Raw genomic sequence first — 11531 nt, forward strand, 5'->3', positions numbered from 1 at the left:
GCCCAGGGCGCGTTCCAGCGCCGCCTGGTCCAGCTCGCCGGTCAGGCGCAGCGCCAGCGGCGAGTTGTAGAGAGCGCTCGGGCCCTCGATCCGGTCGATCAGCCAGAGCCGCTGCTGGGCGAAGGAGAGCGGCACCCGCTCCGGCCGCTCGACACAGGCGGTCAGCGCGAGACGCTCCGCCCCCGAACCGAGGCACGAGGCGAGCCCGGCCGGCGTCGGCGCCTCGAAGACGTCCCGGATGCCGAGTTCCGCGCCCAGCACCGCCCGGACCCGGCTGAGCAGCCGGATGGCGAGCAGCGAGTGGCCGCCGAGCTCGAAGAAGTCGTCGTCGGCACCGACCACGTCGAGGCCGAGCACCTCGCGGAACAGGCCGCAGAGGATCTCCTCCTGCGGGGTGCGGGCGGCCCGGCCGCCGGCCAGCGCGGCGAAGTCGGGGGCCGGGAGCGCGGCCCGGTCCAGCTTGCCGTTGGCGGTCAGCGGAAGGGCGTCGAGCGTCACCACCGCGGCCGGGACCATGTAGCCGGGCAGCGACTCGGCGGCGAAGGCGCGCAGGGCGGCCGCGTCGAGGGGGCCGTCGGCGACCACGTAGGCGACCAGGCGCCGGCCACTGTCGTCGGGCAGCACGGCGGCCTGGCGCACGGCCGGGTGGTCGGCCAGCACGGCCTCGATCTCGCCGGGTTCGATCCGGAAGCCGCGGATCTTCACCTGGTTGTCGGTGCGGCCGAGGTACTCCAGCTCGCCGTCCCGGGCGCGGCGCACCAGATCACCGGTGCGGTACATCCGCTCGCCGGGGGTGAACGGGCTGGCGACGAAGCGCTCGGCGGTCAGGCCGGGCCGGCCCAGGTAGCCGCGGGCCAGGCCGGCTCCGGTGAGGTACAGCTCGCCGGGGACGCCGACCGACACCGGGTTCAGCCGCTCGTCCAGCACGTACCCGGCCGTCCCGGCGACGGCCCGGCCGAGCACCGGGCGGTCCACGCCGTCCAGCGGACGGGTGAGGGCGTGCACGGTGGACTCGGTGGGGCCGTACATGGTGTGGCCGGTGGTCAGCGGGGCCTCGCACAGCCTGGTCCACAGGCCCTGGCCGATGGCCTCGCCGCCGAGCAGCAGCAGCTTCGGCGCGGGCTCCTCCAGCAGGCCCTCCTCGATCAGCTGCTCGGCGTAGGAGGGGGTGACGTGCAGGGCGTCGAGCCCGGCGCGGCGCGCGTGGCGGACGAGCTGGGCGGCGTCCCGGCGGACCTCGTCGCCGATCAGGTGCAGCTCGTGCCCGGCGATCATCCAGAGCACGACCTCCAGCGAGGCATCGAAGCAGAGCGAGGCGGTGAGCGCGACGCGCAGCCGGCCGTGCGCGGCCTCGGCGTCGGCGATCAGGGTGGCCCGGTGGCCGGCCAGCAGGGCGGCGAGGCTGCCGTGCGGGACCACCACGCCCTTGGGGCGGCCGGTGGAGCCGGACGTGTAGATCACGTACGCCGCGTCGGCCGCCCGCAGCGCGGGCCTTGCGCCATCCGCGGGGCCGGGCGTGTCCGTCACATCGAGGACGGGCAGCTCGGCGAGCAGTTCGGGCAGCGGCCAGCGGTCGTCGGTCAGCACCAGGGCCGGCGCCGCGTCCGCCAGCATGTGCGCGGTGCGCTCCGCCGGGTACTCGGCGTCCAGCGGCAGGTAGGCGCCGCCGGCCTTGAGCACCGCCAGCAGTCCGACCACCGTCTCGGCCGAGCGCGGCAGGGCGAGGGCCACCACCTCGCCCGGCGTCAGTCCGGCCTCGACCAGCCGGTGCGCCAGTCGGTCGGCCCGCGCGTTCAGCTCCGCGAAGGTCAGCGCGGTCTCCCCGCACACCAGCGCCACCGCCTCCGGGGTGGCCGCCGCCTGCGCCTCGAACACCTCCGGCGCCGGCGGCACCTGCGAGTCCGCCAACGGCGTCGCACCGCCGATGAGTTCGGCCCGCTCCCCGGCCGCCATGACCTCGGCGTCGGCGACGGCCAGGTCCGGGTCGGCGGCGGCCTGCCGCAGGATCAGGACCAGCGCGTCGGCCAGCCGCTGCGCCGTCTCCCGGTCGAACAGGTCGGTGGCGTACTCCAGTCCGCCCGCGAGCCCGTCCGGGGTGCCGTCCGCGCGGTGGCGCTCGGTCAGCGACAGCCGGAGGTCGAACTTGGCGGTGCCGTAGTCGACCGGCTCCTCCTCGGCCGTCACCCCGGGGAAGGCGGGGCCGGACGCGGCGGCGGTGGCGAAGGTCAGCATCACTTGGAACAGCGGGTGCCGGGCCAGCGAGCGGACCGGGTTGAGCTCCTCGACCAGGCGCTCGAACGGCGTGTCCTGGTGTTCGTACGCGGCGAGGTCGGTGTCCCGGACGCGGCGCAGCAGTTCGGCGAAGCTCGGCCGCCCGGAGAGGTCGGTGCGCAGCACCAGGGTGTTGGCGAAGTAGCCGACCAGGTCGGTGACGGCCTCGTCGAGGCGGCCGGCCACCGGGGTGCCGATCGGCAGGTCGGTGCCGGCGCCGAAGCGGTGCAGCAAGGTGGCGTAGCCGGCTTGGAGGAGCATGAAGAGGGTCGCGCCGTGCTCGGCGGCGAGTTCGCCGAGCCGGGTGTGCAGCTCGGCGTCGAGTTCCAGCGGGACGACGGCGCCGCGGTGGCTGGCGACCGGCGGCCGGGGGCGGTCGGCGGGCAGCGCCAGCTCCTCCGGCAGGTCCTTCAACCGGGTACGCCAGTGGGCGAGTTGGCTGGCAGCCAGGCTCTCGGGGTCGTCCTCGTCGCCGAGCAGGGCGTGCTGCCACAGGGCGTGGTCGGCGTACTGGACGGGCAGTGGCTGCCAGTCGGGGGCGTGGCCGGCCAGCCGGGCCCGGTAGGCGTCGGTGAGGTCGCGGTAGAGCGGGCCGAGCGAGGCGCCGTCCCCGGCGATGTGGTGCAGCACCAGGACCAGGACGTGCTCGTCCGGGCCCTCGGGCCGCAGGTAGGCGTGCACCGGCAGGTCGGCGGCCAGGTCGAAGGTGTGGCGGGCGAGTTCGTCGACCGGGCGGTCGGTGGTGGTGAGCAGCGGGGCGTTGGGGCCGTCCAGGATGTGCTGGTACGGGGTGCCGTCGTGCTCGGCGAAGACGGTGCGCAGCGCCTCGTGGCGGCGGACGGTGTCGTTCAGGGCGTCCGCCAGGGCGGCGGCGTCGAGCGGGCCGCGCAGCCGCAGGGCGAGGGTGACGTTGTAGGTGGCGGCGGGGCCCTCGGCCTGGGTGAGGAACCAGAGGCGGCGCTGGGCGAAGGAGAGCGGCACCCGCTCGGGCCGGGGGGTGGGGCGCAGCGCGGGGCGGGCCGGGGCGGGGGTGTCCGCCAGTCGGGCCACCAGAGCGGCGACGGTGGGCGCCTGGAAGAGGTCGCCGATGGCGAGTTCGACGCCGAGTTCGGTGCGCGCTCGGGCGACCAGGCGGGTGGCGAGCAGGGAGTGGCCGCCGAGGGCGAAGAAGTCGTCGTCGATGGTGATGTCGTCGATGCCGAGGAGTTCGCCGAAGAGGGCGCAGAGCACCCGTTCGCGTTCGTCGCGGGGTGCTCGCCCGGTGTCGTCGGCGGCGAGGTCGGGGGCGGGCAGGGCGCGCCGGTCGACCTTGCCGTTGGCGTTGAGCGGCAGCGCGTCCAGCAGGACGACGGCGGCGGGGACCATGTAGCCGGGCAGCGCGGTGCCGGCGAAGGCGCGCAGCTCGGCCGGGGTGAGGCCGGGGTCGGCGGTGCAGTAGGCGACCAGCCGCAGGTCTCCGGGGCGGTCCTCGCGGGCGACCACGATGACCTGGCGGACGGCGGGGTGGCGGGAGAGGGCGGCCTCGATCTCGCCGGGTTCGATCCGGAAGCCGCGCAGCTTGATCTGGCCGTCGATCCGGCCGAGGAACTCCACGGCGCCGTCGGCGCGCCGGCGGACCAGGTCGCCGGTGCGGTACATGCGCTCGCCCGGCAGGTACGGGCAGGCGACGAAGCGTTCGGCGGTCAGGCCGGGCCGGCCCAGGTAGCCGCGGGCCAGGCCCGCGCCGGCGAGGTACAGCTCGCCGGGGACGCCGGGCGGGACGGGGCGCAGCCGCTCGTCCAGGACGTAGCAGCGCGTGTTGTCCAGCGGGGTGCCGATCGGCACCCGGGGGCCGTCGAGATCGGCGGGGGTGAGCGGGTGGTGGGTGGCGAAGGTGGTGGTCTCGGTGGGTCCGTAGACGTGGGCGAGCAGCAGGTCGGGGCAGGCGTCCAGGACGCGGCGCAGCAGCACGCCGGAGGCGGCCTCGCCGCCGGTGCAGACGACGCGCAGGGCGGCGAAGGTCTCCGGGGCCTGCTCGGCGACGAGGTCGAACAGGGCCTTGGTGAGGAAGACGGCGGTGACGTCGTGGCGGGTGGTGACGGCGTGCAGGGTGTCGGCGTCGAGCGGGCCGGGCGGTGCGACGACGACGGTGCCGCCGGCCAGCAGGGGCGTCCAGATCTCGTAGGTGGCGGCGTCGAAGGCGTGCGGGGAGTGCAGCAGGACGCGCCGGTGGCAGCCGTCCTGCCAGCGCCGGTCGGCGGCGAGGTCGAGGACGTCGCGGTGGCGGACGGCGACGCCCTTGGGACGGCCGGTGGAGCCGGAGGTGTACATGGCGTAGGCGAGCTGGTCCGGGTGGACGGGCAGGCCCGGCCGGTGGGCGGGGGCGTCGGCCTCGTCGCCAGGGCGGACCACGGCGGCACTGTGCGGGAAGCCGGGGTCGGCGCGGTCGGTGAGCAGGACGGGGGCGCCGGTGTCGGCGAGCACGTCGGTCATCCGCTCGGGCGGCAGGCCGGGGTGCATGGGGACGTAGCAGCCGCCGGCCTTGAGGACGGCGAGGGTGGCGACGACGACGTCGGCGGAGCGTTCCATCAGCATGGCGACGGGGGTTTCGGGGCCGACGCCGAGGGTTCTCAGGTGGTGGGCGAGGCGGTTGGCGCGGGTGTCCAGTTCGGCGTAGCCGAGGGTGCCGCCGTCGTACGCGAGGGCGGTGGCGTGCGGGGTGCGGTCGGCCTGGCGCTCGAAGGCCTCGGCGAGGGTGCCCGTCCGGCGGGGGGCGTCGGTGGCGTTCCACTCGGTGAGGAGGCGGGTGCGCTCCTCGGGGGCGAGCAGGTCGAGGGTGCCGATCGGGGCGTGCGGGTCGGCGGCGGCGGCGGCCAGCAGCCGGCCGAGGCGCTCGGCGAGGGCGGTGACGGTGGTGCGGTCGTAGAGGTCGGCGGCGTATTCGATGGAGCCGGTGAGCCCGGCGGGGGCGCCGTCGGGGCCGTGGTGTTCGGCGATGCCGATGTTGAGGTCGAACTTGGCGACCCGCAGGCCGATCGGTTCGGTGGCGCACTCCAGTGCGGGCAGGTCGAGTCGGGCGTCCTGGCCGTGGTTCTGGAGCACCAGCAGGGTCTGGAACAGCGGGTGGCGGCCGAGGGCGCGGGGCGGGTTGAGTTCCTCGACGAGGCGCTCGAAGGGGAGGTCCTGGTGGGCGAAGGCGTCGAGTTGGGCCTCGCGGACCCGGCCGAGCAGTTCGGCGAAGCCCGGGTCGCCGATAGGGGCATCCCCAGCGGAGCGAGGGGAAGTGTCGACGCGCAGAACCAGCGAATTCACGAAGAAGCCGACCAGGTCGTCCAGGGCGTCGTCGGCGCGCCCGGCGACGCCGGTGCCGAGCGGGATGTCGGTGCCGGCGCCGAGCCGGGTGAACAGGGCGGCCAGTCCGGCCTGCAGGACGGTGAACAGGGTGGTGCGGTGGGTGTGGGCGAGGTCGAGCAGGGCGGTGTGCAGATCGGCGCCCCAGGCGAGGTCGACGGAGTCGGCGGCGCCGGTGGGGGCGGGCGGTCGGGGGCGGTCGGTCGGCAGCTCCAGCTCTTCCGGAAGATCCTTCAACTGGGATCGCCAGTAGTCGAGTTGGCGGGAGAGCAGGCTGTCGGGGTCGTGTTCGTCGCCGAGCAGGTCGCGCTGCCACAGGGCGTAGTCGGCGTACTGGATCGGCAGCGGTTCCCAGTCGGGGGCGCGGCCGGTGAGCCGGGCCCGGTAGGCGGTGGCGAGGTCGCGCAGCAGCGGGCCGAGCGACCAGCCGTCACCGGCGATGTGGTGGAGCACCACGAGCAGCACGTGCTCGGTCGGAGCGAGGGTGAACACCGTGACCCGGATGGGCAGTTCGCGGCTCAGGTCGAAGGTCTCGGCGGCCGCGGCGTCCCGGCGGGCCGGGTAGTCGTCCGGTGCGCAGTCCACGGCCAGGAAGCGCGGCCGCGCCTCCTCGGCCGGCAGGATCCGCTGCACCGGCACGCCCCCGGCCACCGGGAACACCGTGCGCAGGGCCTCGTGCCGGGCGACCACGTCCGCGGTCGCGGCGCGCAGCGCGGCGGTGTCGAGCGCGCCGCGCAGGCGCAGGGCGAACGGCAGGTTGTACAGCGCGGTGGGCCCCTCGATCTGGTCGATCAGCCAGAGCCTCTGTTGTGCGTACGAAACCGGGATCACGGTGCTTCCTCTACTCGGGTCTACTGACGTCACGGGCTGATCGAGGGGGGGACCGTCAGACGATGGCCAGATCGGGGCGGATGCTCGGCCGGCAGTCCAGGACCTCCAGCGGCTGCCCCATCGAGACGGCGATCTTGCGCGCGCCCCGGTACGGGTCCCGGCCGTGGGCGCAGAGCACGTTGTCGACCAGCATCACGTCGCCGACCTGCCAGCGCTCCCGTACGGTGGCGGCGTGGTAGGCCTCGTTGAGGGCGTCGACGTCGGCCCGCTCCAGCGGTTCGCCGTCGCCGAAGCCGGTGTTGAACGGCAGGCCGTCGGGGCCGAACTCCTCGGTCATCGCCTCCCGGATGTCCGGGTCCAGCGACCACTCGTTCCAGAACGCCAGGTGGTTGAACCAGACCTCCTGGCCGGTCGTCGGGTGGTGGATGGTGCCGGGGCGCAGCTGGCCGGTGCGCAGGTTGCCGTCCGGCAGCCACTCGCAGGTGATGCCGTTCTCCCGGCAGTAGGCCTCGACCTCGCTGGGGTCCTCGGTGGCGAAGGCGGTGCGCCAGCCGAGCGAGATGTAGTCCGAGTAGTTGCGGGTGAGCGTCCAGCCGGAGGTCCGCATCCGTTCGACCAGGTGCCCGGGAAGCAGGTCGAGCACCTGGCGGCAGTCGGCGGTGGGGGTGGCCCCGCCTTCCTCGGGGGCGGTCAGGCAGGCGAAGAGCAGCCGGCCGGGGAAGGTGAGGGTGTAGCTGTTCTCGTTGTGCATCCGGATCGGCTGGATGGGCGGCAGGTCGGTGGAGGAGTAGACGCCGTTGCCGTAGTCGCTACGCGGGGTGGCCTTCTCCCGGTAGGGGGTGCGTTCGGGGATGAGGACGTCGCGCACGGCGGCGACGTCCTCGGTGCCGGTGACCGGCAGGCCGCGCAGGAAGATCGTGCCGTAGCGGTGCAGGGCGTCGGTGAGCGCGCTCTCGTTCTCGCGCAGCCACTCGCAGGCCTCGCCCATGCCGGCGGTGCGCGGCGCGTGGGCGAGGGCCGGGCGGCCGGGGTTCAGTTCCCAGGTCGGCATGGTGGCGGTCACCGGTCGGCGTCGGCGAGGGCGGCGACCAGGCTGGCGGGCCTGATGTCGGTCCAGTTGGCCTCGATGTAGTCGAGGCAGCCCTGGCGGGTGTCCTCGCCGTGGACGGTGGTCCAGCCGGCCGGCGCGTCGATCCAGACCGGCCAGAGCGAGTGCTGGTTCTCGTCGTTGGCCAGCACCAGGTAGCCGGCGTTGTCGTCCTCGAACGGGTTGCTCATGGTGTCCTCCTTGGGTTGCTTCGAAGGTAGGCGCCGGCCGGTGGGTGGTAGGGCAGGAGTCGCGGCAGGAACGCGGCAGTTGGTCCTCTCGTACGTCGCCTCAGCGCGGGGTGAGGCGGACCGGGAAGCGGTCCAGGCCGAAGTTGATGATGGAGCGGTTGTGGGTGGCCGGTCCGGTCGGCTCGATCGCGGCGACGCGCTCCAGCATCGCCGTGAACAGCCCGCCGAGTTCGGCCTTGGCCAGTGGCGCGCCGACGCAGTAGTGGGCGCCGAGGCCGAGCGCGAGGTGCTTGTTGGGGGCGCGGTCGAGCAGGATCTCCTCGGGCCGCTCGAAGGCCTCCGGGTCCCGGTTGGCGGACCACACCCAGACCGCGACCCGGTCGCCGCGCCGGATGACGCGCCCGTCGAGCTCGGTGTCCCGGCCGGCGGTGCGCAGGGTGTGCAGCCCGACCGAGGTCCAGCGCAGCAGTTCGTCCAGCGCCGAGTCCATGCCGACCTCGCCGCGCTGCAACTGCCGCCAGAGTTCCGGATGTTGGACCAGGGTGTAGAGTCCCATGGCGGCGGTGTGGCGGACGGTCTGAACGCCGCCGACCACGATGTTGTCCAGGTTGAGGACGACGTCCTCGACCGGCAGCAGCTTCCCGCCGACCCGGTAGGAGGCCATCATGGAGATCAGGTCGTCGCGCGGGTCGGTGCGCCGCAGCATCACCTGGTGCAGCAGGTACGGGATGAGCTGCTGGTGGCCGGCCCGGCGCTCCTCGGGAGTGCGGCCGAGGAAGGCGACGTCGCAGACCCGTACGACCATGTCGCGGTCCGCCTCCGGGACGTCCAGCAGGTCGCACATCACGGCCAGCGGCAGCGCGGAGACGGCGTCGACGAGGTCGACCTCGCCCTGTTCGACGGCCCGGTCGACGATCGAGGCGGCGAGTGCGGCGATGCCCCGGGAGGCGCCGCGCACGGCGCCGGGCGAGAAGAACGGGTTGGCGGGGGCGCGCAGTTCGCGGTGCCGGGGCGGGTCGGTGAGGGCCATCATCCGGCCGGAGCCGACCGGGACGTTGCCCGCGCCGGCGCCGAGCAGCGAGCCCCGTTCGGAGCTGTAGACGGCGGCGTTGCGCAGCACCTCGGCGGAGTGGCGGTAGGAGAGCACCGACCAGACCGGGCCGTCGTCGACGGTGTCGGTGCGGTGGACGGCGGCCTCCCGGCGCAGCTCCGCGACCAGCGCGGGGGTGTCGGGGCGGGCCCACAGGTCCGGGTCGGTGAGGTCGACCGCGGTGGTGGTCAGCATGGCTACTCCGTGGTGGGCTGGTGGGCGGCGCGCGGCCGCGTGATCAGGGAGGTCAGCAGGTCGACCGGGCCGGGCCCGTCGACGGTGGCGAGCAAGTGGCCGCCGGGGACGACGTGTTGGCCGAAGGCGCCGCGGGTGTGCACCGCCCAGCCTTCGAGTCCGCCACCGGTGAGCAGCGGGTCGTCCTCGCCGACGACGGTGTGCAGGTCGGAGCCGATCGGCGGGTGCGGCCGGGGCCGGTAGCCGGCGCTCACGGCCAGGTCGGTGCGGATGCCGCGCAGCGCGTGCTCCTTCAAGTCGGGTTCGCCTTCGACGAGTTCGGCCATCCCGGCGAGCCGGAGCAGTTCGTCGGCGGTGTACCGCGGGCGGTTTGCGCCGCCCCAGACGGCGGGGGGCGAGGCGGAGCCGGCGACGACCAGTTCGGGCCGCCGCTCGGCGGGCAGCGCTCGGGCGACCTCGTAGCCGAGCAGCGCGCCGAAGCTCTGCCCGTAGAAGCCGAATCGCCCGGTCAGGTGCGGATCGAGGGCCTCCACCACGGCGTCGACCAGCAGGTCCCAGCCGGCCGGCATCGGGTGGCCGATCCGGCCGCCGCGGGCGGGCGGGCGCAGCGCCCAGACCTCGGCCACCGGGGCGAGGGCGCGGGCGAGCCGGGTGTAGGCGGTGGCGTCTCCCCCGGCGTGCGGGAAGCAGAACAGCCGGTACGTCGGGTTGAGTCGGGGCACCGGGACGAGCAGCCAGTCCCCCTCCGCGCGGGGGCGCACCCGCAGGGTGGTGGTCATCCGGCGACCACCCTGGCGCGGGCGGTGAGCGCGGGCCGGGGGGCGGCGGTGCCGGCCGCGACGGCCCGTTCGACGGTGGCGGTGAAGGCGGCAAGGTCGGCCGAGTCCAGCAGGTGGCGCAGCTGGAGTTCGATGCCGAGCCGGCGGCGCAGCAGGTGGACGACTCGCAGTGCGGCGAGCGAGTGGCCGCCGAGTGAGAAGAAGTCGTCGGCGGGCCGGACGCCGCTGACGCCGAGCACGGTGCTCCAGACCTCGGCGACCTGCTCGGGCAGTCCGCCGGTGCTCTCCCGAGATCCCTCCCGCTGTGTGGCGGGGACGGGCAGCGCGGCCAGGTCGACCTTGCCGTTCGGGGTGAGCGGCAGGGCGTCCAGCACGGTGATCACCGAGGGCACCAGATGGGCGGGCACGGTGGCCCTCAGCCGCTCGGTCAGCTCGGCGGCGCTCACCGCGGCACCCGTGACGTACCCGGCGAGCCGCCGGTCGCCGGGCGCGGGCTCGTACACCGTGACGGCGGCGGACTGGACGCCCGCCAGCCGGGCCAGCGCGTGCTCGACCTCGCCGAGTTCGATCCGGTAGCCGCGCAGCTTGACCTGCCGGTCCACCCGCCCGACGTACTCCAGCCGGCCGCCCTCGCCGCGCCGGGCCTGGTCGCCGGTGCGGTACATGCGCTCCCCCGCGCGCTCCCCCGCCGCGAAGGGGTCGGCGACGAAGCGTTCGGCGGTCAGGGCGGCCCGGCCGAGGTAGCCGTGGGCGAGGCCGGGGCCGGCCAGGTAGAGCTCGCCGGCCACGCCGTCCGGGACGGGGGCGAGCTTCTCGTCCAGCAGGTACAGCCGCACCCCGGGCAGCGGCGCGCCCAGGTGCGGGCCGGGGCCGCTGACCGGCGCGGTGACGGCCTCCACGGTGCACTCGGTGGGCCCGTACAGGTTGACGGCGTCGATGCCGCCGTCGGCCAGCTCCCGCCAGGTGCGCTCGGGTACGGGCTCGCCGCCCATCAGCAGCCGCGGCACCCGGGCGGCGCCCAGCGGCTCGCGCAGCAGCTCCCAGTGCGAGGGGGTCAGATCGAGGTCGGTGACGGCGTGCTCGGCCAGCAGGGCGGCCAGCTGCGCCGGGTCGGCGCGGTGCTCCTCGCCGATGACCAGGACGGTGTCACCGCGGCAGATCCGGGCCCACTGCGGCACGGAGGCGTCGAAGGAGACGCTGGCGTTCCAGCCGGCCACCCCGGGCTCGGCGCGCAGCGTCCCGGTGGCCTCCAGCCCGGCGAAGAGCGCGGCGACGGCGCCGCGCGGCACCTCGACGCCCTTGGGGCGGCCGGTGGAGCCGGAGGTGTAGATGACGTACGCCGGGTCCAACGGGTGGGTCTCGACGGGCAGTTCGGGCCCTTCGGCCACCGCGTCCGGGCGCAGCACCGGCACGCCCTCGGCGGCCGGGAGGCCGTCGACGCTGATCAGGGCGGCGAGCCGGGCGTCGGCGGCCATGAAGGCGAGCCGTTCGGCGGGGTAGGCGGGGTCGAGCGGCACGTAGGCGGCGCCGGCCCGCCAGACGGCGAGCAGGGCGACCGGCAGGTCGGCGGTGCGGGCGAGGTGGACGCCGACCCGGTCGCCGCGGCCGACCCCCCGCTCGCGCAGCGCGCGGGCCAACCCGTGGGTGCGGCGGTCGAGTTCCGCGAAGTCCAGGCGGTCCGCGCCCGCCAGGACGGCGGTGCGCCCGGGGTGGGCGGCGACGGTGGCGCGCAGGCGCTCCAGCAGATCGGTCATGGC

At 75.1% G+C, this 11531-nt stretch carries 6 protein-coding genes; all 6 read right to left on the reverse strand.

The window, feature by feature from the left end; translation table 11 throughout:
- Positions 1-6432 (reverse strand): non-ribosomal peptide synthetase (locus tag QWJ13_RS00005; protein WP_316519636.1); only part of this gene is annotated, 6432 nt, incomplete at its 3' end.
- A 55-nt stretch (positions 6433-6487) separates the two neighbouring features.
- Positions 6488-7483, reverse strand: a complete 996-nt coding sequence (locus QWJ13_RS00010) for a TauD/TfdA family dioxygenase (protein ID WP_316519637.1) — start codon at positions 7481-7483, stop codon at positions 6488-6490.
- Positions 7484-7491: 8 nt separating this feature from the next.
- On the reverse strand, positions 7492-7710 hold the full coding sequence (locus QWJ13_RS00015) for an MbtH family protein (protein WP_316519639.1): 219 nt from the start codon (positions 7708-7710) through the stop codon (positions 7492-7494).
- 100 nt (positions 7711-7810) lie between these two features.
- Positions 7811-8995, reverse strand: coding sequence for a cytochrome P450 (locus tag QWJ13_RS00020; protein ID WP_316519641.1), 1185 nt, complete (start codon positions 8993-8995; stop codon positions 7811-7813).
- A gap of 2 nt (positions 8996-8997) precedes the next feature.
- Entirely contained in the window at positions 8998-9774 is a 777-nt protein-coding gene (locus QWJ13_RS00025; RefSeq protein ID WP_316519643.1) for a thioesterase II family protein, read from the reverse strand.
- Complete coding sequence (locus QWJ13_RS00030) at positions 9771-11528, reverse strand: non-ribosomal peptide synthetase (RefSeq protein WP_316519645.1); 1758 nt, start codon at positions 11526-11528, stop codon at positions 9771-9773. The genes QWJ13_RS00025 and QWJ13_RS00030 overlap by 4 nt, the downstream gene beginning before the upstream one ends.
- Positions 11529-11531 lie beyond the last annotated feature (3 nt).

The organism is Kitasatospora brasiliensis, assembly GCF_032654805.1.
Lineage (GTDB): Bacteria > Actinomycetota > Actinomycetes > Streptomycetales > Streptomycetaceae > Kitasatospora > Kitasatospora brasiliensis.